This window comes from Streptomyces sp. NA04227, assembly GCF_013364195.1.
Lineage (GTDB): Bacteria > Actinomycetota > Actinomycetes > Streptomycetales > Streptomycetaceae > Streptomyces.
The window spans coordinates 366,300-391,511 of the sequence record NZ_CP054918.1 but is presented as its reverse complement, the minus strand read 5'-3'; the positions used below and the strand labels follow the sequence as shown (position 1 = coordinate 391,511).

Sequence of the window (25,212 nt, the reverse complement as noted above, 5' to 3'; positions counted from 1 at the left end):
CCGCACCACCCGGAACCGAAAGGAGGGGCCGTGCCCCTCGCAGCCACTGGCACGCTGGTCGCCGAGGCCGCCGCCGCCCACGGCGCCGTCGCGGCGTTCAACGTCATCACCCTGGAACACATCGAGGCCGTCGTCGCGGGCGCCGAGAGCGCCGAGGCCCCGGTCATCCTGCAGATCAGCGAGAACGCCGTCCGCTACCGCTACGGCCGCCTGCTGCCGCTCGCCCGCGCCGCCGCGGCCGCCGCCGAGGGCTCCTCGGTGCCGGTCGCCCTGCACCTGGACCACGTCCAGAGCGACGACCTGCTGCGCCAGGCCGCCGACGCGGGCTTCAGCTCGGTCATGTACGACGCCGCCCGGCTTTCGTACGAGGAGAACCTCGCCGCGACCCGTGCCGCCGCCGACTGGGGCCACGCCAACGGGCTGTGGGTGGAGGCGGAACTCGGCGAGGTCGGCGGGAAGGACGGCGCCGCGCCGCTGGACGCGCACGCCCCCGGCGCGCGCACCGAGCCCGAGGAGGCCGGTGCCTATGTCGCGGGGACGGGCGTCGACGCGCTGGCCGTCGCCATCGGCAGCTCGCACGCGATGACCACCCGCACCGCCGCACTCGACCACCAGCTCCTCGGCGCGCTCGCCACCTCCCTGGAGCTGCCGCTGGTGCTGCACGGCTCCTCCGGGGTGCCGGACGAGGAACTGGCCAGAGCGGTCCGGGGCGGCATCTCGAAGGTCAACGTCGGCACCGCGCTGAACATCGCCATGACCAACGCGATCCGCAGCTACCTGGCCGCCAACCCCGAGGCGGTCGACTCCCGCAAGTACCTCAGCGTCGGACGCGAGGCCATGGCCCGCACCGTCGGCGAGATCATCGCGGTGCTGCGGCCCGCCGCCTGACACCGCACCGGACCTGGTCCAAGGCCGCACCGGGGCCGGGCACACCATCGTGCCCGGCCCCGGTGTCGGTGTCAGGATGGAAGGGACCGAGGGTCGCCGGGGCGGCCGGACAGCAGGACTGCGGGACGGAGGGGCCTGAGGGGATGAACGGTGAACTGTTCGCCCGGGCCCGTGCCGAGATCGCACCCGGCGCGGTGCACGTCCCCGACTGGCTGCCGTACGACCGACAGCGGGAACTCCTCGAATCCTGCCGGGCCTGGTCACGGCCGCCCGCCGGACTGCGCAGCGTCAAGGTGCCCGGCGGCGGCACGATGAGCGCCCGCCAGGTGTGCCTGGGTCACCACTGGCTCCCGTACCGGTACACGGACACCGCCGTGGACGGTGACGGGGCACCGGTGAAGCCCTTCCCCGGCTGGCTGAAGGAGCTCGCCAACGACGCCCTGCGGGAGGCCTTCGGTCCCGGCACCGCGCCCGAGCCGTACGACGTCGCACTGATTAACTTCTATGCAGAGGGCGCCCGGATGGGCATGCACCGGGACGCCGAGGAAGAGTCCGCGGCCCCGGTCGTCTCGCTCAGCCTGGGGGACACCTGTGTCTTCCGGTTCGGCAACACGGACGACCGCGGCCAGCCCTACCGGGACGTCGACCTGCGCAGCGGCGACTTGTTCGTCTTCGGCGGGCCCGCCCGGCTCGCGTATCACGGCGTCCCGCGTGTGAAGGCGCACAGTGGTCCGCCGGGACTCGGCCTCACCGGCCGCCTCAACCTCACCCTGCGCGTCAGCGGCCTGCCTCCCACCGGCCACTGAGCGCGCTCGTCGGGCCCGGGGCAGTGATCACCCGGCCCTCACGCCCGTGCGAGACTCGCCCCATGAACGGCAAGGCGACGGGCGGGGAACGCGGTACGAAGCCCGGCCGTACCCGGCTGGAGCGCGGCCGCGGCGCACTGGGGCCCGCACTGGAACTCCTGCACACCGGGCGCGCCCCCACCCGGGCGGTGCTCACCTCCCGGCTCGGTGTCACCCGGGCCACCGCGGGAGCGGTCGCCGCCGAACTGGAGGCCCTCGGACTCATCCGCGTCGACGCCCGGCCGGTGGCCGCAGGTGCCCAGGGGCGCCCCTCGCACCGGCTCGAACTCGCCGACGACGGCCCGGTGGTGCTCGCCGCACAGGTGCACGCCGACGGGTACCGCGCCGCCCTGGTGGGCCTCGGTGGCCGGATCGTGGCGACCCGGCCCGGCTGCGGAACGGTCGGCGCCGACCCCGCGGACGTCCTGGGCGAGGTGGTCGCCGCGGGCGCCCGGCTGCTCAAGGAGAGCGGGCGGCGGTGCGTCGGCGCGGGCTTGGCCGTGCCGTCCGCGGTCGCCGAGCCCGGCGGGGAGGCGCTCAACCCGCTGCACCTGGACTGGCCCGCGGGAGCGCCGGTCCGCGCCGAGTTCACTCGGGCGGTGCGCCAAGTCGGCCTGGAGATACCCGTGTTCACGGCCAACGACATCAACCTGGCCGCTCTCGCCGAGCACCGGCACGGGGCCGGACGCGGCGCCGGGAACCTGCTCTGCGTGGCCACCGGACACCGCGGGGTCGGCGGGGCCCTGGTGGTCGACGGGCGGCTGCACCTGGGCAGTTCGGGCCTCGCCCTGGAGGTCGGGCACATCATCGTCGCGCCCGGCGGGCGGCCCTGCCACTGCGGGAGCCGGGGCTGTCTGGAGGCGCAGACCGACCCCGCCGCCTTCCTGGAGTGGGCCGGACGCGAGGCAGGGCCCGGCGTCTCACCGATCGAGGAGGCGGCCCGGCTGCTCGAACAGGAGCCGGAGGACCCCGCCGTACGAGCCGCCGTCGAAGCCCTGACATCCGCGCTCGGCAAGGGACTTGCCGCCCTGGTGAACATCCTCAACCCGGACCGCATCATCCTCGGCGGACTGCATCGCACCCTGCTGGCCGTGAACGGTGCCGGACTGCGGGCGGCCGTGGCCGAGCACAGCCTCTGGGGCGTCAGCGGCAGTGTGCCCCTCGAAGCCTGCACGCTGGCACACAACAGCCTGGTCGGAGCGGCCGAACTTGCCTGGCAACCTGTTCTCGATGACCCGCTCGGCGCGCTCGCTGGGGAGTGAAGCGCAGGCAATGCATTGCTGTGGCAAGGGATTGCAAGGCGAACACGCCTGAGACGACGGCGAGTTTCGGCCGATTGCTGATCCATATGCTTCCGGCCAAGTGGTCTGTACGTGACCCGGGTGAACAGGCCCGCAGCGGCTGACGGAGATTCAGTTTCCTTACTTCACGCCACTGATTCAATACGGAACGTCACCCGAATCCTGTGGGGGTGAGATGTATTCACGGCCCGGACACGGCAGACTCACGGCCGCCACATCCGGTACCGCATCTGCGGAAGGAAACATTCCATGCACAGGACCGCGCGCCTGGCCGCGACGATCTCGCTGGCGGCAGCAGCCCTTGCACTACCCCTGGGCAACTCGGCGACCGCCGCGCCCACCCCGGAGGCCACAAGCCTCTACGCTCCCTCGGAACTCGTACTGACCCTCGGTCACGGTGCGAGCGCGGCCGAGGCCACCGTCGAGCGCGCGGTCAGCCTGAGCTGCGCGCCCACGGCCCGCGGCACGCACCCCGACCCTGTCGCGGCGTGCGCCGAACTCCGGGAAGCGCAAGGGGACTTCGCTCTCCTCACCGGTGCCGGGGTCGGCATCTGCGACAAGCGCTACAACCCGGTGGTGGTGACCGCGTCCGGTGTCTGGGAGGGCCGCCGGATCGGATACGAGCGCACTTTCGCCAACCAGTGCGCCATGAACTCTCAGGGGCGATCCGTCTTCGCCTTCTGAGGGACCGTGCCCGTGACGGTGTCCGGCTGAGGCCGACCGTCGCCGGGCCCCGGCACCCGCTCGACCGGTCCGGTCCCCGCCGTGTGCGGAGAAGTGTGGCGGCATCGGACCGTGTGGCGTGGGGACGCTCCGGCAAGAGCCGGGTATGTGCGGGGCCGTAGGCCAGGCGACGAAGTGGCCGTCGGACGAAGAGGAGAGAGCGCAGGGCCGTACGGGCACGGCCGTGGGGGGCCGACGGGCGGGAGACCGCCCGTCGGCTGCCACGTATATGTGCAGTGGGTGATCCGCATCCATGAGGTGCCGGGGGCCCGGGATTTCGCGTCTTGCCGTGAGCAGAGGGTGCGGCAGAACCGGTGGCCCCCGGCGTGGGGAAGGGCCGGGCGGGTCAGGAGAGCACCCGCCGGACGGCGGCGGACAGCCGGTCCACCGCCACGATGAGGACCAGCACCACCAGGATGTGCGTGAGCATCTCGTCGAACCGGAACAGCTTGATGGACTGGTTGATCAGGAAGCCGATGCCCCCGGCGCCGACCAGACCGAGGACCAGCGACGACCGCACATTGACGTCCAGCCGGTACATCAGCAGACCGGTCAACTGCGGTGTCACCGTGGGCAGTAGAGCGTGCGCCGCGATCTGGATCCGGCCCGCGCCCGCCGAGCGCAGCGCCTGCGTCGGCCCCGGGTCCGCGTCCTCCAGGGCCTCCGCCCAGAGCTTGCCCATGACGCCGACGTTGTGGCAGAGCAGGGCCAGTACGCCGGGGAACGGGCCAAGGCCCACGGCGGTGACGAAGACCAGCGCGAACACCACGTCGGGAACGGCCCGCAGGAACGAGAGCAGCGAACGCGCCGCGTGGTAGACGGCGGCGGTGGGTGCTGTGCCCCGGGCCGCGAGCAAAGCCAGCAGGAGGGAGAGCGGCACCGAGAGTGTGGTGCCGAGCAGTCCGATCCACAGGGTCTGCAACGCGGCGTTCAGGCTCGGGCGGAGCACCTCCCAGCTCAGGTCGGGCGGGAAGGCCTCGCCGAGGAAGTCGGCCATGCCCCGCCGGCCCTCGGCGAGCGCGTCCAGTGACATGTCCGTGGCGTCCCAGGCGATCACATGCGCGGTGACCAGTACGGCTGCCAGGGCCGCTCCCGCGGCAAGAGCCCGCGGGCGCCTGGGCTTCGGCGGTACGGGAAGACGGCGGATGTCTTCGAGGGTGGTCATCACGAGGCCGCCTTTACGACAGTCGGTTGGTAGAGCACGTCGACGTTCTGCCGGGGCTGCCCGTCGAGCACCACCCTGCCCTCGCGCAGACCGACGACGCGGTCGGCGTGGCGCGCGGCCAGGGACGGCTGGTGCAGTACGGCCAGTACGGCCAGCCGCTCGTCGTGTGCGAGTTCGGCGAGCAGGGCGAGTACGTGCTCGGAGGCGGCGGGGTCCAGTGCGGAGACGGGTTCGTCGGCGAGGAGCACGCGGGGGCGCTGGCACAGCGCGCGGGCGACGGCCACCCGCTGCTGCTGCCCGCCGGAGAGCCTGCCCGCGCGCTCGTGCGCCCGGTCGGCCAGGCCGACCCGGTCCAGGCAGGCCATGGCCTCCTCGCGCAGTGCCTTCGGGAACAGCGCGGGGACCAGTGACTGCCCGAGCCCGAGCCGTCCCAGGGCGCCCGCGCAGACGTTGTCCAGGACGCTGCGGCGCCGCACCAGATGGATGTGCTGGAAGATCATGGCGATGTCGAGCGGACCCGCGGGCTCGCCGTCGACGCGCACACCGCCGCGCGCGGCCGGTTCCAGACCGGCGGCGGCGCGCAGCAGGGTCGACTTCCCGCAGCCGTTGGCGCCGAGCACGGCGAGCAGTTCGCCCCGGGCGACGGTGACGTCCACGCCGTGCAGCACACGGCGGTCGCCGTAGGACACGGTGATGCCGGACAGTGCGAGCATCAGACGTCCTCTTCGGACAGGCCGAGCGTGCGGGCGAGGTCGAACAGGGGCTGGTACGTCGACTTGTCCACGGCGACCAGCGGGGCGGGCGGGTCCGCGTCGAGCAGGGCGCCGATCTCGCCCACCTTGTCGGCCGGGAGTCCGAGCAGTGCCTCGCGCACCGCCTTCTTGAACGCGGGCTCGTGGTCGCCGCGTACGGTGATGGGGTCGTTCGGTATCGGCTTCGAGGTCCAGATCTTGCGGAACTTCGACGGCTTGAAGGTGCCGGCCTCGGTGGCACTGGCGAGCTGCTGCGAGTTGATCTCGGCGGCGTCGACCGTGCCGTTGACCAGGGCGAGCAGGGCCTCGGGGTGGCCGCCCGCGTAGCTGAGCTCGACGTCGTCCTTCTTCAGGTCCGCGTCGGCGAGCGCCTGGCGGGGCAGCGCGTCGCCCGAGGTCGAGCCCACCGAGGCCAGGGCGAGGGAACGCCCCCGGAGCTGTTCGACCGTGGTCGCCTTCGAGGACTTGGGCACCCAGATCCCGGCCGTGTAGGTGGACAGTTCGCCCTTGGGGTCACCGAACGAGGCGAGTGCCTCGGCCTTGGCCCGCTCACTGGCGAACACGTAGCCGAGAGGGCCGAACATGGCGATGTCCAGCTTGCCGTTCTGCATGGCCAGGACCTCGGAGGAGTAGTCCTCGGTGATGGTCAGTTCGACCGGGCAGTCCAGCTTCTCCTCCAGGGCGTCGGCCAGGACCTCGGCGGCGGGAGTGAGCTTGGCCGGGTCCTCGAACGGCTCGACGCCGAAGCGGATCGTGCCGCCGGGGCAGGTGGCGGACTCGGGCTTGTCGGAGTCGCCGCCGCAGGCGGTCAGGAAGAGGGCGGCAACGAGGGTGCCGACAAGGGCGGGGCGTCGGACGGACACGGGTGTCTCCGGAGGATGAAGTGAGCAGAGGAAGGCGCCGGGGAGAGCGAGGGAAGGGCGCGGGGGAGGGGCACCGCCGAGTCGGGGAACCTCGCCGGGCCGACGACGTGAACGCTGTCAGGCGCCGTCGACCCGGTCAAGATCCTGTATGTACAAGTAGCCCGTTGTTCATCTGCCGGTCGTGCGGTGGTACCTCAGGGCGCGGGGTGGCCCATCTGCGTCGCGGTGCGGCGCACTTCGAAGAACCGGGTGCCGTCGCGGTTGATCCAGGTCGCGGTGAGCGTGGGGTCGGGCACGGTGGTGTCGGCGACCAGTTTCAGGAAGACATGGGGCTCGACGGCGCTGTGCTTGAGGTAGGGGCTCGGCACGTTGAGGCTCGGGATGGTGCTGCCGTGCATCGGGCTGACGATGAACTGCCAGAGGTCGTAGCCCACCCGCGGGCCGTAGTCGAGGGCGCGCGAGACGTGGATGTCGCCGCCGATCAGGAAGCAGCCGGGAATGCGTTCCCCCGCGATGAAGTCCAGGATCGCCTCCTTCTCGTGGGCGTAGGTGCCCCAGTCGTCCGACTCGCTGCTCTGCTTGTCGTCCCAGATCATCCCGGTGGCCAGGGCTTTGAACGGGGCCGTGCTCGCGAGCAGCCGCTCGCGCAGCCAGTCCCACTGCACCCGGCCGAGGCAGGTCGGCTTGGCCGGGTCGGCCCAACTGGCCTCGGTACGGCTGAACCAGCGGGGGTCGAGGAGGAAGACCTCCAACGGCCCGCGACGGAAGGAGGTGTAGATACCGTTTCCCTCCCCGCGCGTGGTGAGCGGGCTGCCGTCGGCCCCGTGCCCGAAGGTGGCGTTGGCCCGGTGGTCGACGAACGCGGTACGGGTGGCCACCTTGCCGCCGAAGTCGCCGTGCTGGTCGTTCCCGCCGAAGTCGTGGTCGTCCCAGGTCGCCCAGACCGGCATGGTCCGGATCATGCGCGCGATCTCCGGCTGCACCAGGAACTCACGGTGCTTGCGCCGGGCCACCGCCAGGTCCCCGGTGTCCACGTACGGGGTGTCGCCGAGCATGACGAAGCTGTCGCAGCCCTCGTCCAGCACCCGCGTCCAGATCCGGTCCGGGACCGAGGGGGCGCAGGAGCCCATGCCCATGGTGACCACGGCGGGCTGCTCCGGTGCGGGGGAGGTGGTGAACGACCCGGTCAGCGGCGTGAACCCGGGGGCGCTGGACAGCGGTTCGAGCCGGAACTCGTAGGTGGTGTCGGGCCGCAGGCCGTCCAGATCGGCGAGGAGGGTGTGGTCGTTCGCGGCGGACAGCTCCGTGGTGATGCGGCGCGGACTGTCCTGGCCGGTTCGGTAGGTGCACCGCCAGCGGGTGTACCGGGTGGGGTCGAGCCCGGGGCGGGCCCAGATCCGTGCGGTGCCGGTGTCGACATGTCCCACCAGCGGTCCGGCCGCGGGCTCGGGGGCTGCAGGTGCGGCGCTGCCCTCGGCCGCGGCGGCGGTCGCGGGGGCCGTCGCGGTCAGCGCCGCGGCGACCCCACCGGCCAGCAACGTACGTCTGTTGATGCCCTCTTCGGTCACTTCTCGTCCTTTCTCCAGGGCGGGTTGCAGGAGAAAGGTGGCAGTCCACTGGACTCCCGGGCAAGGAGTTGTATCTATAAGTTTTCCGATACTGCACAAGTCGGGACCCGAAACTACCTGGAGGTAACTCCATGTGTAGGGTCACCTGTATGGCCACCCCACTGCACCGGTCCATCGCAGCCGAACTGCGCCGCCGTATCCGCAGCGGAACCGTCAAAGTCGGCGAACTGCTGCCCTCCGAGGCCCAGCTCTGCGAGGAGTTCACCGCTTCCCGCGGCCCGGTGCGCCAGGCCCTGGCCGCACTGCGCGAGGAGGGCCTGATCGGCGGCGGTCAGGGCAAGCGCGCCACGGTCCTCGACGCGGTGCCGGCCCAGCCCTTCGAGTCCTTCCTCTCCTTCACGCGACGCGCCGAACTCACCGGGTACGAGCCGGGACAGCGCCTCCAGGAGATCGCGCTGCGCAGGCCGGGCAAGGAGACCGCCGCGGCTCTGGAGATCGGCGAGGACGACCTGGCCGTACAGCTCATCCGGCTGCGGCTGCTCGACGGCCGCCCGGCGATGCTGGAACGCATGACCTACGTCGAGGAGATCGGCCGCCCGCTGATCGACGCCGACCTGAACGCCGGTTCCATCTACGCCCTGCTCACCGAACGGGGCGTGGACCTGCACTCGGCACGGCACACCTTCGACGCTGTCGGCGCCGACGCGCTGGACGCGGAACTGCTCCAAGTGCCCGAGGGTTTCCCGCTGTTGCGCGAGCGCAGGCTCACCACGGACTCGCACAATGTGCCGATCGAATGGTCCGACGACCGGTACCGGTCCGACATCGCCACCGTGACCGTGACCAACTCCCGCAACAGCCGCTCGGCGAAGCTGTAGACGGAGGCCGCGGCGAAGCTGTCGGCCGGTGCTCTGGCGGAACTCGCGCGGAACTCCGGCCCCGGGCCCGGCGGACAGCCGCGTGTGTCCGTTTCCCGGGCCCGAGCCCAGCGCCCGAGGGCTCAGGAGGCGTGCGGCACGACGGCCTGCCGGGGCGCGACGGCCGAGCGTGCCGCCGCCACCGCCGCGTCGAGTTCGGTCAAGGGGTAGGCGCCCTCGACGAGTTCGGCGAACGGATAGCTGTGGTGATGTGCCGTCAGGAAGTCGACCGCCCGTTGGAGGTCGGCCGGGGCGTAGTTGTGCACACCCGCGACGCTTCCCAGTCCCCGTACGAGCCGTTCCGGGTCCAGTGGCACCGGCGCCCCCGGCGAGACGCTGCCCGCGAGCACCGCCCGGCCGCCGATGGCCAGGGAGCCCAGACAGGTCCGTACCGCCTCGGGGTGTCCTGACAACTCCAGCGCCGCGTCCACCTCGCCGTGCACTTCGCCGGTTCCCGCGACGTCGTGCGCGCCGAACCGGGCGGCCTGCGCGCGGCGGCCCGGGTCGGGGTCGACGGCGGTCACCCGCGCACCGGCCGTCGCGGCCATGGCGATCGCGGTGAGGCCGAGCATTCCCGCCCCGGTGACCAGGACCCGGCGCCCGTCCAGCGGCCCCGCCGCCGCGATCACCGCGGCCACGGTCGCCGTGGCGCACGAGGCGGGACAGGCCACCGCGTCCGGTAGTGCGGGCGGGACGGCGACCACGGTGGTGCCGGGCAGCAGTACGCAATGGGTGGCGAAGCCGCCGGTCAGCGGCGCGCGTTCGTCCAAGGGCTCGTGCCCGTACTTGCGCAGGCGTTCGCACTTCTGGGTGAGGCCGCGCCGACACCGGTGGCACTTCCCGCAGGAGGCGGTCACCGACCACACCACGCGCATGCCGGGGGTGATCTCGGTGCCGTCCTGGCATGGGGGCGCCCCCTCGCCGACCGCGACCACGGTGCCGACCTGTTCGTGCCCGAGCACCCCGGGCCGGGGCGCGGGGCGATGCCCTGCGACGGTGTGCAGGTCGCTGCCGCAGACGGTCGCCAAGTCGACGCGGACCAGCACTTCGCCGGGGTGAGGCATGCGCGGCGTGGTTGCCGGGACGAGGGCGAAGGGCTGACCGGGTCCGCTCCAGCGGGCGTAGCGGACATCGATGGTGCTCCGGGTGGAGGGTTGCTGTGTCACAGGTCCGAGCCTCGCATGCGAGCAGGCTACCTGTATAGACAAGCTGGCTGAGTCTGGTGGAACGATGGATGAAATCTCCGAACGGGAACACCGGGGGCAGGCCAGCTGGAGTGGCCCACCGGCGGCAGTTTCACCAGTGGCGGCCGACCGACAGCGAGGCGCTTTCCGGGGTCGAGAGGTGAGCCACCCGGAATAGATCGCCCGGAGTCGACGGGCGTTCGCTCGTCCACACCGAGAAGTGCACGAGCTCCCAACGGCTCGTGTCCACCGCGAGCGCCGTGCACAACAGGGCCTCCTCGCGGGCGAGTTCGGCCTGACTCGTGAGTGCCTGCGCGATCGGCGCGTCCGGTCGCGGGCCGGCCGGCACCGGCACCCGGTGGCGCACCGCGGTCACGGCCTCGGCCCCGGCGGCGGGTCCGTGACCGAAGTGCAGCCCCGTCCACTGCCGGACCGCCGGCCGCCCGAAGTCGCGCACGATGCCCCCGAAGCCGCCCTCCCACAGGAAGGTGTTCATGCCCTCGGCGGAGTTCCAGAGATAGAACGGCGCGTACTGGTTCACCGGTGAACCGTCCACCCCGTTCTCCCGCACCAGGTAGGCCTTCAGGCCGAGCCCGGGGAAGTCGTCGAGCAGATGCCCGCGGGTGGCGACCCGGTGCCGGATGATCCCCATGTCGTAGTCGGCGGGCAAGGTGATCTCGTACTGCATGGCCTGCACTGCTGCCTCCCGGGCGGCGAACGGACTCAAGCGAACGGGCTCGAGCGGGCGAACTGGAGCGGGCGTACGGAAGCGGTGTACTCAAGCGGAAGTACGCGGCGCGAGCAGGGCCCGCAGACCCGCCACCGCCGCGTCGAATCCCTCGGCAGAGCCCTCGGCGCGGGCCAGGACATAGCCGCCCTGGACCACGGCGAGAACGGCCGCGGCGACCTCGCCGGGCTCGGCCGTGGTCGTCAACTCACCGCGCCGTACGCCCTCTTGGACCAGTTCGGCCAGCCGCGCCCGCACCTTCGCCAGGGTCGCGGCCACCGGCTCGCGCAGTGCGTCGGCGGCGAGTACGTCCGGGTCCATGGTGAGCCGCCCGACCGGGCAGCCGCGCAACACCTCGCGCTCGCGCAGCAGATAGGCCGAGATCCGCTCGAACGCGGTGCCCTCGCCGTCGAGCGTGCGCTCCGCGGTCTCCCGCATCTCCTCGCAGGTCCGCGTGATCGCCGCGCGGGCCAACTCGGGCTTGCCGGAGAAGTGGTGGTACATGCTGCCCTGCCCGGCGCCCGCGCGCTCCTGAATGGCGCGCGGGCTGGTACCGACGTAGCCGCGCTCCCACAACAGTTCCCGGGTGGCCTCGACCAGTCGTTCCTGGGTGCTCATGACGCCACTGTAGCGGACTGTACATACCAGTAGGTACAGAGTGTCGGAGCGCCGTCGGTCCCCGGGAAGCAGCCGCGCCCGCCGCCCGTACTCCCGCCGGGGTACCCGCACTGCCGCTGCCCGTACGACGACCCGGACCACCTCGCGGAGCCAGGCTCGATGCAGCACGGAACACACCGGCCCACCGGGCGAAACCGGCGGCCCGCACCCTAGGAGATGACCGACCATGCTCACCCTGGCTTCCCACCACGGGGGTCCCGGTCCGTGGATCCTGTTCTTCCCGCTGATCTGGGCGGCCGTGATCGTAGGAGTCGTGGCCCTGCTGCGCCGCACCGTCTGGCGTGGCCGCCGCGCACCCTGGCATCCGACCGGCGGCGACAACGCGCCGATCGCCGTCCTCGGCCGGAGGTTCGCCACCGGCGAGATCGACGAGGACGAGTACCGGCGCCGACTGACCGTCCTGGACGAGCGGTTCGGGCGTGCGGGCACGGGCAAGAAGGGGGACGCGGCATGACCAGCGAGACCGCGACCCGCACCGCGGCCCGGGTCGTCGACGCCGTGAAGGTCTACGGCGCCGGCGACACCGAGGTGAGGGCACTGGACGGCGTGAGCGTCGGCTTCCCGGCCGGGCGCTTCACGGCGATCATGGGGCCCTCGGGCTCCGGCAAGTCCACCCTCATGCACTGTGCGGCCGGACTCGACACGCTCAGCTCCGGTGCCGCCTTCATCGGCGGCACCGAGTTGAGCGCTCTGGACGACCGGCGGCTGACCCTGCTGCGGCGCGACCGCATCGGCTTCGTCTTCCAGGCGTTCAACCTGGTGCCGACGCTGACCGTGGCGGAGAACATCACCCTGCCCATGGACCTCGCGGGCAGGCGGTCCGAGGCCGCGGACCGGGAGTGGACCCAGACGCTGATCGACGTGGTCGGACTGCGCGACCGGCTGCACCACCGGCCCGCCGAACTCTCCGGCGGACAGCAGCAACGCGTCGCCGTCGCACGGGCGTTCGCGGGCCGCCCGGACGTCGTCTTCGCCGACGAGCCCACCGGCAACCTGGACTCGCGCTCAGGCGAGGAGGTGCTCGGCCTGCTCGGCCGGGCGGTCCGCGAGATGGACCGCACCGTCGTCATGGTCACCCACGACCCGGTGGCGGCGGCCCACGCCGACGAGGTCGTCTTCCTCGCCGACGGGCGTCTGGTGGACCGGATGCCCGCACCGACCGCCGAGCGCGTCCTGGACCGGATGAAGGCGTTCGACGGCCGCGCCGCGCGGGAGGTGCCGTCATGAGTGCCAAGGCCACCGGCGGCACCGCCACCGCGATCCGGCTGAGCCTCGCCTCGCTGCGCGCGCACAAGCGCCGCTTCGCGGGCACCTTCCTCGCCGTACTGCTCGGGGTGTCCTTCCTGGCGGGCACGCTCGTCATGGGCGACACCCTGCGCGCCGGCTTCGACACCATGTTCGGCGACGCGACCCGCGGTACGGACGCCGTCGTACGCAGCGCCGACACCATCACCACGCCCGGCGAGAGCCAGGGGGTGCGCGACACGGTGCCGACCTCGCTGGCCGAGCGGATCGAGCGGATCCCGTCGGTGGCCGCCGCCGTGCCCCGGATCGAGGGCGCGGGCCAGCTCGTGGGCAGTGACGGCGAGCCGATCGGCGGCCAGGGTCCGCCCACCCTCGCCGGAAACTGGATCGACGACAAGGAACTCAACCCGTATCAACTCGCCGAGGGGCGCGCCCCGTTGAAGCACGGCGAGGTGGTCGTCAACCGCGGCGCCGCCGAGCAGGGCGGACTCCGGATCGGCGACACCACCACCCTGCGCACCCCCGACCCGGTCGAGGTGCGCGTCGTGGGCCTGGCCGGCTTCGGCGGCGAGGACGGCATGGCCCAGGTGACCTACACCGGGATGACGGTGGCCGACGCCGAGCGGTACCTCACGGCGAAGCCCGGCCGGGCCGCGAGCATCCAGGTGCGCGCGGGGCCCGGCATCGGCCAGGAGGAACTCGTCGACGCCCTGGCCCCCGTACTGCCCAAGGGGATCGAGGCGATCACCGGGCAGGAGTCGGCCGAGGAGAACACGGAGATGATCTCCGGGCAGTTCCTCACCCTCTTCACCACCTTCCTGCTGGTCTTCTCCGGCATCGCGCTGCTCGTCGCCACCTTCTCCATCCACAACACCTTCGCGATCGTGGTCGCCCAGCGCACCCGGGAGAACGCCCTGCTGCGGGCGCTGGGCGCCTCGCGCCGACAGGTCACCGTCTCGACGCTGACCGAGGCCGCGGCCGTCGCCGTGCTCGCCTCGCTCGCCGGACTCGCGGGCGGCATCGGTATCGCGGCCGGGCTGCAGGCACTCTTCCCGGCCATCGGATTCCCCTTCCCCGAGGGCGACTTGGTGATCAGCGGCCTGTCCATGACACTGCCGCTCCTGGTCGGCATCGTGGTCTGTCTGGCCTCCGCCGTCATGCCCGCCCTGCGGGCCGGGCGCACCGCGCCGCTCGCCGCGCTGCGCGAGAGCGCGGTGGACGACTCCGGTGCCTCCCGCGGCCGTGCGGTGACCGGGGCGGTACTCGGCACCGGGGCCGTACTGGCCACGCTGACCGGCGTGTTCGCGACGCCCTCGGTGTGGCTCGCGGGCCTGGGCGCGGTGCTCGCGCTCGCCGCCTTCGTGGTGCTCGGCCCGGTCGCGGCCACCCGCGCGGTCCGGGTGCTCGGCGCGCCGCTCGGCAGGCTGCGCGGACTCACCGGCACGCTGGCCCGGCGCAACGCGCTGCGCAGTCCCAGGCGGACGGCGGCCACCGCGGGCGCGCTGATGATCGGCGTCGCCGTGGTCTCGCTGTTCACCGTCTTCGGCGCCTCGCTCAAGGCGACCATGAACCAGACCGTGGACCGTTCCTTCGCGGGTGACGTGGCCATCAGCACCCCGGCCTTCGGAGGCGGCGGCAGCGGCCTGAGCCCCGGGCTCGCGCCCGCCGTCGCCGAACGGCCGGAGGTGGCCACCGCGGTCGGCCTGGGCCGGGGCGTCGCCGAGGTCGACGGCCGGGGCCGCGCGCTCACGGTCGCCGATCCCGCGGCACTGCGACGCGGCTTCGACCTCGGCACCGTACGCGGCGACATCGAGGCCCTGGGCAAGGACGGCATCGCCCTCGCCGAACCGGAGGCCGAGAAGGCCGGACTCCAACCCGGGTCGAAGGCCCGGCTCGCCTTCACCGACGGCGAGCGGAAGACCTTCACCGTACGGGCCGTCTACGACAAGTCCGAACTCGTCGGCGACTACGTGATCACCCGCGAGGCATGGGCCCCGCACCGCGCACAGGACACCGACACCCTGGTCGCCGTGACCTTCGAGGACGGGGTGAGCCGGGCCGAGGGCACGGCGGCGGTGGAGAAGGTGGCCGAGCGGTACGGCAACCCGGATGTGCAGACGCGCGAGGAGTACGCCGAGTCGTCGGCGGGCGGTATCGACATGATGCTCACGCTGGTCTACGCCCTGCTCGCGCTGGCCGTCCTGATCGCTCTGCTCGGCATCGCCAACACCCTGACCCTGGCCCTCCACGAGCGGACCCGGGAACTCGGGCTGCTGCGGGCCGTCGGGCAGACCAGGGCGCAGCTGCGGGCCATGGTCCGCTGGGAATCGGTCCTGGTCGCCGCCTTCGGCACCCTGGGCGGGCTGGTCCTCGGCGGCTTCCTCGGCTGGGTGCTGGTCAAGGCCTCCGACGGGGCCACCGCCAGCGACTTCGCGTTCGCGCTGCCGCCCGTACAACTCCTGGTGGTGGCCCTGGTCGGGCTTGCCGCGGGCGGTCTCGCCGGACTGCGCCCGGCCCGCCGGGCGGCCAGGCTCGGCGTCCTGCGGGCGATCGCCACGGAGTGACGCGGCCGTGCGGCGCCGTGCGGATGCCCGGACGGCGCGCGGCACAGGGCGGGGCCCGGCGGAGCGGATCCGCCGGGCCCCGCCCGCGTCCGTGAGGTGACCGGCCCGTGCGCGCGGCGGCCCGGCTCTCACCGCCCGGTCAGCCGAGAACGGCGGACCGGGCGGGAGTATGCGCCGAGTCGCCCGTGGCGACGGACTCCAGGACGACCGGCTCCGCCAGCGGTCCGGTGGTCGCCGAGCCGTACACGGCGTCCGCCGTGAAGAGGGGCACCAGCGGCGGTGTCGGCAGGGCGAACCACACCGTCTTGCCGCTGCGGCCGTGCGGCTGTACTCCCCAGCTCTCGCTGAGGGCCGCGATCAACGCGAGCCCACGGCCGCCGGTGGCGCCCGGTTCGGGTTCGTGCACATACGGAAGACGTGGATCGCGGTCGTGCACCGAGACGGTCAGACGATCGAGGTCCAGTTCGATCTGGACGGTGCACGTCTTGTCGGTACCGGCGTGCCGGTGCACGTTCGTGAGCAACTCGGTCACACCGAGTGCCACACGGTCGATGAGTGCGTCGAGGCGCCAGTAGCGCAACTGGGCTGTGACGATTCTGCGGACCTGGCTGATTCGCGACGGCAGGGCCTGGAGCTCCACCGTGCAGTGCCTGCTTGGCTTGCTGACCACGGCTGCGACTCCCCGAATTGAGTCCGGAAGAGAACGGGCTCAGCGGGTACGGCCGCGAGCTCACGGCCGTCTGCTGCGAGATCGGCGCGCTGGTTCGCAGCGTGGTCGCCGATAAACCCTCTGTGACGTGAGACAAGCCTCACCCAGGTGCACCGAACTCGCAACTCGCGCGGGGGAGCGAACGGCGTCGACCAGTCAGGACCGGCCGCCGCTCGCCTTGCGGACGGCTTCCACGAAGCGCTTCGCGGTACGGCTCGCCGCGCTGTCCGAGCGTTCCTGGTCGCCCAGAGTGAGCGAGTACCGGGTGCCGTTGACCTCCGCGGTGGCCCGGTCCTCGGCGCCGAACCAGGATCTGCCCGCCCGTACCGCCTGCACCGGCGCGCTGTCGATCTCCTGGCCCGCGCTGGTGAGCAACTCCAGCCTGCCGTCGGCGATCCGGACCTGTCCGGCACGGGTGAGGGAACGCAGGCCCTTGCCGATGCGCACACCTGTGGCCGTGAACTCCTCGTCCTTCATGGTGGATCCCACCCTTTCGCAGCCGAACTGCCCAACTTCCGTTGACCGCCGGCGCTTGTGGGGATCGGCCGGAGTGCACCCCGTGACCGAAGTGTGCTCCTCGCCCGACCCGAACGCCAGCCCCTCCCTGGCAGGTGCGGACTCCCTACCCCGCGCGTAGGCCGGACAACCCGGGACCCAGCCCTTCCTTTGACTCTCCCAAAGGGATGTTTATGCAGGTGGGGTACGGGTTTGCGGCTGCTTATGATCGAGCGAGCCGCCCGCGGCAGGGTGGGAGACAAGGAGCCACAGTGGTGCACAGCACAGCCGACTCACCCCTCAGTGAGCCGTTGCCCACCCGCGACGTCGACCGCTCCGACGACGCCTACCGCCAGTGGCTGAAAGAGGCGGTACGCAAGGTGCAGGCGGATGCGAACCGGTCCGCCGACACCCATCTGTTGCGCTTCGCCCTGCCCGAGCACTGGGGCATCGACCTGTATCTGAAGGACGAGTCGACCCACATCACGGGCAGTCTCAAGCACCGCCTCGCCCGCTCGCTGTTCCTCTACGGCCTGTGCAACGGGTGGATCCGCCCCGGCCGCCCGGTCATCGAGGCGTCCAGTGGCTCAACGGCCGTCTCGGAGGCCTACTTCGCCAAGCTGATCGGCGTCCCCTTCATCGCGGTGATGCCCCGCACGACCAGCGCCGAGAAGTGCCGCCTCATCGAATTCCAGGGCGGGCAGTGCCACTTCGTCGACGACTCGCGCAAAATGTACGAGGAGGCCGCCGACCTGGCGGTGCGTACCGGCGGCCACTACATGGACCAGTTCACCTACGCCGAACGTGCCACCGACTGGCGCGGCAACAACAACATCGCCGAATCCATCTACCGCCAGCTGGAGTTGGAGCGGTACCCGGAGCCCGCGTGGATCGTCGCCACCGCCGGTACCGGCGGCACCTCGGCCACCCTCGCGCGCTATGTGCACTACATGCAGTTCGACACCCGTATCTGTGTGGCCGACCCGGAGAACTCCTGTTTCTTCGAGGGCTGGACCACCGGCCGTCAGGACGCCACCTGCGACAGCGGTTCACGGATCGAGGGCATCGGCCGCCCCCGGATGGAGCCCAGCTTCGTGCCCGGCGCGATCGACCGCATGATGAAGGTCCCCGACGCCGCGGCCGTGGCCGCCGTCCGTGCGCTGGAGGGTGTGATCGGCCGCAAGGCGGGCGGCTCGACCGGTACCGGACTGTGGGGCGCCCTCAAGATCGTCGCCGAGATGCTGGCCGAGGGCCGCACCGGCAGCGTGGTGACCCTGCTCTGCGACCCCGGCGACCGCTACCTCGACAAGTACTACTCGGACGAGTGGCTCGGCGAGCAGGGCCTGGACATCGCGCCGTACGCACGGGCCCTGGAGACCTTCCTCGGTACCGGGCAGTGGCCGGCCTGCGACCGCACGGCCGACTGACGGCGGCCTGCCGGAAGCCGGACCGGCCGACCGGCTGTCAACTCGCCATCCACGAGCGCTACTTGGGAGCACGCAGCCCGTGTAGCGCTCCCGTCAGGCGCGACCGTCGGACTCCGACGGTGACTCTGACGCCGACTGCGACTCCGGCTCGGTCTCACCCGCGACCACGAGCCGGAGCTGCTCGGCGACCTCGGTCCGCGCCTGTTCCGGCAGCCCCTTGTCGGTGACCAGCGTGTCCACCTCGTCCAGCGCGGCGAAGGAACTCAGGCCCACGGTGCCCCACTTGGTGTGGTCGGCCACCACGACGACCCGGCGGGCCGAGCCCACCAGCCTGCGGTTGGTCTCGGCCTCGGCGAGGTTCGGGGTGGACAGGCCCGCGCTCGCCGATATGCCGTGCACACCGAGGAACAGCAGGTCGAAGTGGAGGGAGCCGATGGCGCGGTCGGCCACCGGACCGACCAGCGAGTCGGACGGGGTGCGGACCCCGCCGGTCAGGACCACCGTCGCCGAGTCGGCACGCAGCCCCGACATCTGCTGAGCGGCGTGGAAGACATCGGCCACCCGGACCGAGTTGGTCACCACGGTCAGATCCGGGACGTCGAGCAACTGCTGGGCCAGGGCGTACGTCGTCGTCCCACCGGAGAGCGCGATCGCCGTACCGGGCGCCACGAAGGAGGCCGCGGTCCGCGCGATCTCCTCCTTCGCGCCGGGCTCCAGGCCCGACTTGGCCTCGAAGCCGGGCTCGTGGCTGCTCGCCTCGAACAGCGGCACCGCCCCGCCGTGCACCTTCTCGATGACACCCTGCCGCGCCAGCGCGTCCAGGTCCCGACGCACCGTCATGTCGGAGACCCCGAGCCGCCGGGTGAGTTCGTTGACCCGCGCGCCGCCGCGTCTGCGCACCTCGTCCAGGATGAGAGCACGCCGCTGCTCGGCGAGGAGGTTCTGGTTCTCGCTCACGACGCCGTCGTCCCTTCGCATCCTTCGGTACGCCTCGGTGGCCGCCGCCCGTACCGTACCGGCCACCTGGAAGGACACATCCTCGCACGGCGTTGAACCGGCCGTCCCACGGGCGCCGAAGCCGGACAAGGAACCCAGTCCGTACGGATCGCGGAGATTCCGTGACGGGGGGTGCACCCGCCGTGGCGACAAGGGATCCTGGTGACCGACAACTGAACGACGCGCTGCGACGGGGGACGGGGAAACAGTGGAGCGTGCCGCACAAGCCGCAGCACCCGGGGCGGCGCCGGAAGGGTCCTTCGAACCGGCGCTGGAACTGCTCGTCCACGGAGTCGGCGGGACCACTCCGGAGAAGATGCTCGACGACCCGCGCACCGTGCGGATCACCGGCGACGAGCGCGCGGCCGTCTACCGCCGCCCCGAGGACGTGGGCGCCGAGGAACGCGAGCAACGCGAAGCGGACGGAGAAGGCGAACGGGAGCGGCCCGGTGAGCCGATCCCGGAGGCGTACGTCTGGTCCAACCTCACCTCGGGCAACAGCTCACGCGCCCTGTGGCTGCTGCTTCTGCCGTTCATGGTGGTCAACCTCGCGCACTGGATGCGCCCCACCTCGCGCCACCGCAGCAGGGCGGTGCGCGGCTACGGGATGCTGGTCCGCCTCGCCGGGCTGTCGCTGACCTTGATGATGGTCGCCGCCTGCTGCGAGGTGGCACTCGACCTGACGGCGTGGCAGTGCGCCGGTACCCGGGCCTGCGCCTCCGACCACTCCTGGCTCGGCTTCGCCAGCCCTCAGCTCTCCGACGACGGCTGGTGGTCGCAGCCAGGCCGCCGCCTCGCCCTGGCCGCGGTGCTGCCCGCCCTCCTCGTCGGACTGCTCTGGTACCTGTCGCGGCGCACCTGGAGCGCGTACGAGTCGCAGCACCCGCTGCCCGTCGAACCGGAGACCGCCGAGGAGACCAGCGCCACCGCGCTCAGCGAGCCGGGCTTCTGGTTCGGCCGCAGGCTGGTCGCCCGACTGCGGGCCGCCCACACCGCGGCGGGACTGCTCACCGTCTCGGCCGCGGTCTGCACCTCGGCGGCCCGCTTCGACCGCGAGGACGGCGGGCCCGCGCTGCTCGATGTGCTGGGGCGCGCCCTGGAGGCGGTTCTCGTACTCGGGCTGCTGCTTGTGGTCTGGGTGGTGTGCCGCAGGGGCCGCAGCGAGCACCGGCTCGACCGTGAGATCGACGAGCACCTGGTGCGGCGGCTGCCCGCCGCCGCCCTGGCGGTGCTCGGCCTGTCCGTCCTCTACGCGGGCTGGTCCAGGCCCGGTTGGGAGTCCTCGGGCCGCCTGCCCGGCGATCCCACCTTCGGTTCGCTGGCCCTGGTGCAGGGTCTGCTCGTGATCGCCACCGCTGTCGTCGCCTACATACTGCGGCGGCGCGGCCCCTCCGCGCGCAGCGCGCTCGGCGGACTCGGCGGGCCCGCCGTGGTCATGCTGGCCTGTGCGCTCGGCGGTGTGATGTCCGGCGGTACGGCCCAGCGGGTGGGCGACTGGCTGGACGGCGCGGGCACCGCGGGTTCGGGTGCCGACATCCCGGGGCCGCCGGTGATGCTGACCTGGCAGGCCTCGGTCATCCCGGTCTTCCTGGTACTGCTGCTCGCCCTGTGCACGGCTCTCACGGTGCGCACCGCACGCAGGATCAGAAGCGGCCTGGTGCACGTCTACCGTGACTACCCGGACGAGAAGCAGGACCCCATCCGTACCCGCCGCATCGCCGCGACGCGCACCCGTGCCCAACTCACCGACGAGGCACCGCTGCTCGTCGGAGTCACCGCGGTGGCCACCCTGGTGCTCGGCGGCGGAGCACTGGCCGGAGCCTGGGGGACCGGCGAGGTGCCGGCGCAGGCCGCGAGCGGAACGACACCGTTCCTCGCCGGTGCCGCGGAGGCGGCGCAGGCCCTCGGTTCCTGGCTGATCGGACTCGGCTTCATACTCCTGGTCACCTGGGGCCGCCGGGCCTACCGCGACCCCGCCGCCCGGCGCACCATCGGCATCCTCTGGGACGTCGGCACCTTCTGGCCGCGCGCCGCGCATCCCTTCGCCCCGCCCTGCTACGCCGAGCGCGCGGTGCCCGATCTGAGCTGGCGGATGGCGACCTGGACGCAGGCCACCGGCGGACGCCTGGTCATCTCCGGCCACTCGCAGGGCAGCGTGCTCGCCGCCGCCGCGGCCTGGCAACTGTCCCCGCGCGCCCGCGGCCGCGTCGCCCTGCTCACCTACGGTTCCCCGCTGGAACGCCTCTACGGCCGCTGGTTCCCGGCCCACTTCGGCCCCGAGGCCCTCAAGTCCCTGCACCGTGACGTGGATTGCTGGCGTAACCTGTACCGCGACACCGACCCCATCGGCGGCCCGGTCCGGGTCGACGCGGGCGACGGCCCCGAAGTCGACTGCCCCGCGCTGCGCGACCCGCTCGGCTACGGCCGCACCGAACTCCACCCACTGCCCGCACCGATCCTCGGCCACTCCGAGTACCAGGCCGACCCCGCCTTCGCCGAGGAACGCGGACGGCTCCTGGCCCGGCTCCGGCCGGCTGTGCCCGGGCCGCGTCCAGGGGCGGATCAGGGGGAGCGGGAGGGCGGGGCCGGTGCGGGGAGCGGGCCGGCGCCCGGTGTGCCGTCGTAGGGATGCCTCCGGCCCGGAACCGTCCGCGCGTCGCGTGCGCCGCGCCCGGCCCTACTCTGCGGGGAACTGGGGGAGCGACGCGTGCGCGGCTTCGGTCACCGGTGGCCGACAGGCCTCCAACCACCGGGCCGAGCAGGTGACATGGGCCGCCGCCTGTGCCGCGGCGGCAACCGGATCGCGGGCCTCCAGCGCTTCGACGATCAGCCGGTGCCCCGCGTCACTCTCCTTCTTCATGGCAGGGCCCTCGGGCATCATGAACACCTGATACGCGCGGGAGCGGCCGCGGAAGACCGCCAGCAGTGAGGCGATGGCGGGATTGCCGGCGATACGGGCGATCTCCGAATGGAATTGGCGGTCGAGTTCCGCGCCCTCGTCCGGGTCGTCGCTGGCCTCCAGGGTCTCGATGACCGCGCGGAGGTTCTTGAGCTCTTCCTCGGTGATACGCGCCGCCGTCTGCGCCGCGACATGCGCCTCCAGTACGCCCCGGGCCTCGAACAACTCCAACACGCCGTCCAGCGGCAGCAGTTCGATGGTCAGCGAGAGGCTGCCGATCATGTCGGCAGGCCGTAGCGGGGAGACGAACGTGCCCGAGCCGTGCCGGGGTTCGACCACGCCGAGCGCGGCGAGCATACGGACCGCCTCGCGCAGCGAACCCCTGGAGACACCGAGCTCCTCGCACAGATCGCCCTCCGGAGGCAGACGGTCGCCCTGTGTCAGCCGTCCGCTGGAGATCATGCGCCGTAGACCGTGAACCGCCTTCTCGACTGCGGACATCCCACTCTCCTCTTCGGGCTTGGCGGCGGGCTGCCGGCCTCCAGTGCAGCGTACTGCCTCTTCGGCAGGTTCATCAGACCTCTCGTGGTACCTACTCTCGAGTCATCAAACAATCGCTGCGGAACATCTTGTTCCACCCCCGGTTGACGTGTCAGCATGCCGCAACTCATCAGATGACTTCTGGTGGGCGTCTGATGAACCATGCTGACAAGCGCCTGGAGTGACGTGATCAGAGCCGACCTCACCACCGCGCCCCGCCCCCTGCTCCTTGCGGACGGCCGCCCTGCGGCGGCCGCGTGGTCGCTGGACCCCGCGGTCCGACATCTCAACCACGGTTCGTTCGGTGCCGTCCCCCTCGAGGCACAGCGGGTGCAGCAGGAACTGCGCAGGGAGATGGAGAGCAATCCCGTCGCGTGGTTCCCGCACCTGCCCCAGCGGGTGGCCGAGGCCCGGAGCGCCGTCGCCGGGTTCCTGCGGGTGGCCCCGCAGGACCTCGCGTTCGTGCCCAACGCGAGCGGCGGCGCCAGCGTCGTTTTTGGCTCTCTTCCGGCCCGGCCCGGCGGGGAGATCGTCGTCACGGACCACGGCTACGGTGCCGTGACCTGGGGCGCCGAGCGCCTGGCCCGCCGCTGGGGCGGCACGGTCCGCACCGCCCATGTGCCCCTGGACGCCGACGCCGAAGAGGCGTACGAGGCCGTGACGGCTCTGATGGGTGAGCGCACCGGCCTCGTCGTCGTGGACCACATCACCTCACCCACGGCCCGGCGGATGCCCGTCGAGCGCATCGGTGAGGAGGCCCGGCGCCGTGAGATCCCCTTCCTCGTCGACGGAGCCCATGTGCCGGGACTGATCGAGGGCCCGCTGCGGGGCCTGGAGTGCGACTTCTGGATCGGCAACATCCACAAGTTCGGCTGCGCCCCGCGTGGTTCATCGGTCCTGGTGGCCCGCTCCGAACAGCGTGACCAGCTGTATCCGCTGATCGACTCCTGGGGGGCCGAGGAGCCTTTCCCCAGCCGTTTCGACAGCCAGGGAACCCTGGACGCCACGGGCTACCTCGCGACACCTGCCGCGCTCGGCTTCATCGAGCGTACCTGGGGGTGGCCGACAGCGCGTACCTACATGCGCGAACTTGCCGACTACGCCCAGCGGATCGTCGGCGAGGCCTTCGCCGAACTGACCGGCTGCCCGCCTCCGGTGGACGTCGGCATGCCCGTCGACGCGCTGCGACTCGTACGGCTGCCCGACGGCCTCGGCGGCACCCGGCTGGAAGCCGACGCGCTACGCGAACGCGCCTCGCGCGAACTGGGCGTCGCGGCGGCGTTCACCAGCTTCGGCGGCACCGGATATCTCCGGCTGTCCACCCACGTCTACAACACCCCCGCCGATTACGAGTTCTTCGCCGAGCACTGCGTCCCCGCGATCGGCGAATGGGCCCGCACCACATCCCCCGAAGGACGGTCATGACCAGAACGAAGACCACAGTCGCCCTGGCCCTTGCCGCGGCGGTCACCTTGTCGGGCTGCAGCGCCATGGGCTCCGGCAGCGACGGGACCGTCACCCTGCAGATGGTCGAGAGCCTGACCAACCCCACGCGCAGCGCGCTGCTGAAGGACCTGATCGCCGACTTTGAGGAGCAGAACCCCAAGATCAAGGTCAATCTGGTCTCGCCGCCCACCGCGCAGGCGGACCAGAAGCTTCAGCAGATGCTTCCGTCCGGCAGCGGCGTCGACGTCCTGGAGGTCCGGGACCAGACGGTCGGACCCTGGTCGAACAACGGCTGGCTGTACGACATGAGCAAGGACCTCAAGGGCTGGTCCGGCTGGAAGGACCTCACGGAGAACGCGCGGAAGGCGTCCACGCAGAACGAGGGCAGGACGTACTTCATGCCCTACGGCTTCTACGGAACCAGCCTGTTCTACCGCAAGGACCTGATCGCCGAAGCCGGTTTCGACGCACCTCCGGCGACCTGGGACGAACTGCTCGAACAGGCGAGCGCGATCCAGGACAAGGGCAAGCGCCGCTACGGGTACGCCTTCCGGGGCGGCCAGGGCGGCGTCCACAACGTCACTTCCCTCATCGGCGCGTACACCGCGGACCGGATCGACACCGCGAACGCCTACCGGCTGAAGAACGGAAGCACCATCTTCTCGGCGCCCGAGGCCGTCGATGCCCTGCGGACCTACCTGCGGATATTCAAGGAGGGAGCGCCGCCGTCCTCCGTCGCCTGGAGTTACCCGGAGATGGTCGAGGGCTTCTCCAACGGCTCGACGGCCTTCCTGCTCCAGGACCCCGAGGTGATCGCGACCCTCGCCGAGTCCAAGACGATCGGCAAGGACCAGTGGACGACGGCACCGCTGCCCAAGGGCCCCGGCGGCAAGGGCGTCCAGCCCTTCGGCACCGCCGGCTGGGGCATCGCCAAGGGCAGCAAGCACAAGGCCGAGGCCGTGAAGCTGATCAAGTTCCTGTCGCAGGGCGAGCCGTCGACCGTGTTCAGCAAGAAGAACAGCCTCGTCCCGATCCTCGGCAAGGCCACCGAGGACCCGTTCTACACGAAGGGCGCCTGGGCGGGATACGTGTCCATGGCGAAGCAGCCCGAGACCTACATCGACGTCACCCAGCCCCGTGACGCGCCGTGGTTCACCGCGTGGACCCTGAAGGCGGACGCCGACGTCCAGAAGCTGGTGCTGGGCAAGGTGACGCCGAAGGCACTGCTCGCGGACTGGGACGCCTACTGGACGGCCAAGTGGAAGTCGCAGAAGGGCTGA

Annotated in this window: 23 protein-coding genes; 12 read left to right on the top strand and 11 right to left on the bottom strand. The window is 71.7% G+C overall.

The window, feature by feature from the left end; all coding sequences use genetic code 11:
* The first annotated feature begins 30 nt into the window (after nucleotides 1–30).
* From HUT18_RS01360 to HUT18_RS01345, 4 genes are all read left to right on the top strand, one after another.
* A complete protein-coding gene (locus tag HUT18_RS01360) occupies nucleotides 31–888 on the top strand; it encodes a class II fructose-bisphosphate aldolase (protein ID WP_176097030.1) in 858 nt (285 codons plus the stop codon).
* Between the two features lie 143 nt (nucleotides 889–1,031).
* On the top strand, nucleotides 1,032–1,694 hold the full coding sequence (locus HUT18_RS01355; RefSeq protein ID WP_176097029.1) for an alpha-ketoglutarate-dependent dioxygenase AlkB: 663 nt from the start codon (nucleotides 1,032–1,034) through the stop codon (nucleotides 1,692–1,694).
* Nucleotides 1,695–1,756: 62 nt separating this feature from the next.
* Nucleotides 1,757–2,995, top strand: coding sequence for an ROK family protein (locus HUT18_RS01350; RefSeq protein WP_176097027.1), 1,239 nt, complete (start codon nucleotides 1,757–1,759; stop codon nucleotides 2,993–2,995).
* 288 nt (nucleotides 2,996–3,283) lie between these two features.
* On the top strand, nucleotides 3,284–3,718 hold the full coding sequence (locus HUT18_RS01345; RefSeq protein WP_176097025.1) for a subtilase-type protease inhibitor: 435 nt from the start codon (nucleotides 3,284–3,286) through the stop codon (nucleotides 3,716–3,718).
* Between the two features lie 385 nt (nucleotides 3,719–4,103).
* Here HUT18_RS01345 and phnE read toward each other — a convergent pair whose 3' ends face one another.
* The 4 genes from phnE to HUT18_RS01325 all read right to left on the bottom strand — a co-directional run bounded on the left by phnE (nucleotide 4,104) and on the right by HUT18_RS01325 (nucleotide 8,105).
* Nucleotides 4,104–4,922, bottom strand: a complete 819-nt coding sequence (gene phnE / locus HUT18_RS01340; RefSeq protein WP_176097023.1) for a phosphonate ABC transporter, permease protein PhnE — start codon at nucleotides 4,920–4,922, stop codon at nucleotides 4,104–4,106.
* On the bottom strand, nucleotides 4,922–5,635 hold the full coding sequence (locus HUT18_RS01335; RefSeq protein ID WP_176097022.1) for a phosphonate ABC transporter ATP-binding protein: 714 nt from the start codon (nucleotides 5,633–5,635) through the stop codon (nucleotides 4,922–4,924). Before HUT18_RS01335 ends, phnE begins: the two co-directional genes overlap by 1 nt.
* Nucleotides 5,635–6,537, bottom strand: coding sequence for a phosphate/phosphite/phosphonate ABC transporter substrate-binding protein (locus tag HUT18_RS01330; RefSeq protein WP_176097020.1), 903 nt, complete (start codon nucleotides 6,535–6,537; stop codon nucleotides 5,635–5,637). Before HUT18_RS01330 ends, HUT18_RS01335 begins: the two co-directional genes overlap by 1 nt.
* A gap of 194 nt (nucleotides 6,538–6,731) precedes the next feature.
* Nucleotides 6,732–8,105, bottom strand: a complete 1,374-nt coding sequence (locus HUT18_RS01325) for an alkaline phosphatase (protein WP_217710454.1) — start codon at nucleotides 8,103–8,105, stop codon at nucleotides 6,732–6,734.
* 149 nt (nucleotides 8,106–8,254) lie between these two features.
* Between HUT18_RS01325 and HUT18_RS01320 the strand changes: the two genes are divergently transcribed.
* A complete protein-coding gene (locus HUT18_RS01320; RefSeq protein ID WP_176097016.1) occupies nucleotides 8,255–8,983 on the top strand; it encodes a GntR family transcriptional regulator in 729 nt (242 codons plus the stop codon).
* Nucleotides 8,984–9,105: 122 nt separating this feature from the next.
* Here the strand turns inward: HUT18_RS01320 and HUT18_RS01315 are convergent, their stop codons facing one another.
* The 3 genes from HUT18_RS01315 to HUT18_RS01305 all read right to left on the bottom strand — a co-directional run bounded on the left by HUT18_RS01315 (nucleotide 9,106) and on the right by HUT18_RS01305 (nucleotide 11,551).
* Entirely contained in the window at nucleotides 9,106–10,188 is a 1,083-nt protein-coding gene (locus HUT18_RS01315) for a zinc-binding dehydrogenase (protein ID WP_254878377.1), read from the bottom strand.
* 130 nt (nucleotides 10,189–10,318) lie between these two features.
* Entirely contained in the window at nucleotides 10,319–10,903 is a 585-nt protein-coding gene (locus HUT18_RS01310) for a DUF4865 family protein (protein ID WP_176097014.1), read from the bottom strand.
* Nucleotides 10,904–10,984: 81 nt separating this feature from the next.
* Nucleotides 10,985–11,551 carry a TetR/AcrR family transcriptional regulator gene (locus tag HUT18_RS01305; RefSeq protein ID WP_176097013.1) on the bottom strand — a complete coding sequence of 189 codons (567 nt, stop codon included), beginning with the start codon at nucleotides 11,549–11,551 and terminating at the stop codon, nucleotides 10,985–10,987.
* 226 nt (nucleotides 11,552–11,777) lie between these two features.
* Between HUT18_RS01305 and HUT18_RS01300 the strand changes: the two genes are divergently transcribed.
* Genes HUT18_RS01300 through HUT18_RS01290 form a run of 3 tightly spaced genes read left to right on the top strand, consistent with a single transcriptional unit; the run spans nucleotide 11,778 to nucleotide 15,420 of the window.
* Nucleotides 11,778–12,065 (top strand): SHOCT domain-containing protein, encoded by a 288-nt coding sequence (locus HUT18_RS01300; protein WP_176097011.1) that lies wholly within the window; start codon nucleotides 11,778–11,780, stop codon nucleotides 12,063–12,065.
* The gene (locus HUT18_RS01295; protein WP_176097009.1) at nucleotides 12,062–12,838 is read left to right on the top strand and encodes an ABC transporter ATP-binding protein; all 777 of its coding nucleotides are present in this window, start codon (nucleotides 12,062–12,064) and stop codon (nucleotides 12,836–12,838) included. Before HUT18_RS01300 ends, HUT18_RS01295 begins: the two co-directional genes overlap by 4 nt.
* Nucleotides 12,835–15,420, top strand: a complete 2,586-nt coding sequence (locus HUT18_RS01290) for an ABC transporter permease (protein ID WP_176097007.1) — start codon at nucleotides 12,835–12,837, stop codon at nucleotides 15,418–15,420. The genes HUT18_RS01295 and HUT18_RS01290 overlap by 4 nt, the downstream gene beginning before the upstream one ends.
* A 139-nt stretch (nucleotides 15,421–15,559) precedes the next feature.
* On the opposite strand, the gene HUT18_RS01285 is transcribed toward HUT18_RS01290, so the two are convergent.
* Together HUT18_RS01285 and HUT18_RS01280 are read right to left on the bottom strand one after the other, a co-directional pair.
* On the bottom strand, nucleotides 15,560–16,090 hold the full coding sequence (locus HUT18_RS01285) for an ATP-binding protein (RefSeq protein ID WP_176097005.1): 531 nt from the start codon (nucleotides 16,088–16,090) through the stop codon (nucleotides 15,560–15,562).
* Nucleotides 16,091–16,285: 195 nt separating this feature from the next.
* Nucleotides 16,286–16,606 carry a hypothetical protein gene (locus HUT18_RS01280; protein WP_176097003.1) on the bottom strand — a complete coding sequence of 107 codons (321 nt, stop codon included), beginning with the start codon at nucleotides 16,604–16,606 and terminating at the stop codon, nucleotides 16,286–16,288.
* A gap of 293 nt (nucleotides 16,607–16,899) precedes the next feature.
* Here HUT18_RS01280 and HUT18_RS01275 point away from each other — a divergent pair, with 293 nt between their 5' ends.
* Nucleotides 16,900–18,051: a PLP-dependent cysteine synthase family protein gene (locus HUT18_RS01275; protein WP_303246528.1), complete on the top strand. Its 1,152-nt coding sequence runs from the start codon at nucleotides 16,900–16,902 to the stop codon at nucleotides 18,049–18,051.
* Between the two features lie 93 nt (nucleotides 18,052–18,144).
* On the opposite strand, the gene HUT18_RS01270 is transcribed toward HUT18_RS01275, so the two are convergent.
* Nucleotides 18,145–19,008 (bottom strand): DeoR/GlpR family DNA-binding transcription regulator, encoded by an 864-nt coding sequence (locus HUT18_RS01270; RefSeq protein WP_176096999.1) that lies wholly within the window; start codon nucleotides 19,006–19,008, stop codon nucleotides 18,145–18,147.
* Nucleotides 19,009–19,363: 355 nt separating this feature from the next.
* Here HUT18_RS01270 and HUT18_RS01265 point away from each other — a divergent pair, with 355 nt between their 5' ends.
* Nucleotides 19,364–21,673, top strand: a complete 2,310-nt coding sequence (locus HUT18_RS01265) for a hypothetical protein (protein WP_254878920.1) — start codon at nucleotides 19,364–19,366, stop codon at nucleotides 21,671–21,673.
* 51 nt (nucleotides 21,674–21,724) lie between these two features.
* On the opposite strand, the gene HUT18_RS01260 is transcribed toward HUT18_RS01265, so the two are convergent.
* Complete coding sequence (locus HUT18_RS01260; RefSeq protein ID WP_176096995.1) at nucleotides 21,725–22,447, bottom strand: FadR/GntR family transcriptional regulator; 723 nt, start codon at nucleotides 22,445–22,447, stop codon at nucleotides 21,725–21,727.
* Between the two features lie 225 nt (nucleotides 22,448–22,672).
* Here HUT18_RS01260 and HUT18_RS01255 point away from each other — a divergent pair, with 225 nt between their 5' ends.
* Nucleotides 22,673–23,911 (top strand): aminotransferase class V-fold PLP-dependent enzyme, encoded by a 1,239-nt coding sequence (locus HUT18_RS01255; protein WP_176096994.1) that lies wholly within the window; start codon nucleotides 22,673–22,675, stop codon nucleotides 23,909–23,911.
* Nucleotides 23,908–25,212, top strand: a complete 1,305-nt coding sequence (locus HUT18_RS01250; protein WP_176096992.1) for a sugar ABC transporter substrate-binding protein — start codon at nucleotides 23,908–23,910, stop codon at nucleotides 25,210–25,212. The genes HUT18_RS01255 and HUT18_RS01250 overlap by 4 nt, the downstream gene beginning before the upstream one ends.

Coding starts and splice junctions, on each gene's coding strand:
- HUT18_RS01345 (WP_176097025.1), top strand. CDS start 3,284: ATGCACAGGACCGCGCGCCTGGCCGCGACGATCTCGCTGGCGGCAGCA.
- HUT18_RS01350 (WP_176097027.1), top strand. CDS start 1,757: ATGAACGGCAAGGCGACGGGCGGGGAACGCGGTACGAAGCCCGGCCGT.
- HUT18_RS01260 (WP_176096995.1), bottom strand. CDS start 22,447: ATGTCCGCAGTCGAGAAGGCGGTTCACGGTCTACGGCGCATGATCTCC.
- HUT18_RS01305 (WP_176097013.1), bottom strand. CDS start 11,551: ATGAGCACCCAGGAACGACTGGTCGAGGCCACCCGGGAACTGTTGTGG.
- HUT18_RS01265 (WP_254878920.1), top strand. CDS start 19,364: ATGCTCGACGACCCGCGCACCGTGCGGATCACCGGCGACGAGCGCGCG.
- HUT18_RS01250 (WP_176096992.1), top strand. CDS start 23,908: ATGACCAGAACGAAGACCACAGTCGCCCTGGCCCTTGCCGCGGCGGTC.
- HUT18_RS01335 (WP_176097022.1), bottom strand. CDS start 5,635: ATGCTCGCACTGTCCGGCATCACCGTGTCCTACGGCGACCGCCGTGTG.
- HUT18_RS01355 (WP_176097029.1), top strand. CDS start 1,032: ATGAACGGTGAACTGTTCGCCCGGGCCCGTGCCGAGATCGCACCCGGC.
- phnE (WP_176097023.1), bottom strand. CDS start 4,922: ATGACCACCCTCGAAGACATCCGCCGTCTTCCCGTACCGCCGAAGCCC.
- HUT18_RS01320 (WP_176097016.1), top strand. CDS start 8,255: ATGGCCACCCCACTGCACCGGTCCATCGCAGCCGAACTGCGCCGCCGT.
- HUT18_RS01280 (WP_176097003.1), bottom strand. CDS start 16,606: ATGAAGGACGAGGAGTTCACGGCCACAGGTGTGCGCATCGGCAAGGGC.
- HUT18_RS01295 (WP_176097009.1), top strand. CDS start 12,062: ATGACCAGCGAGACCGCGACCCGCACCGCGGCCCGGGTCGTCGACGCC.
- HUT18_RS01300 (WP_176097011.1), top strand. CDS start 11,778: ATGCTCACCCTGGCTTCCCACCACGGGGGTCCCGGTCCGTGGATCCTG.
- HUT18_RS01290 (WP_176097007.1), top strand. CDS start 12,835: ATGAGTGCCAAGGCCACCGGCGGCACCGCCACCGCGATCCGGCTGAGC.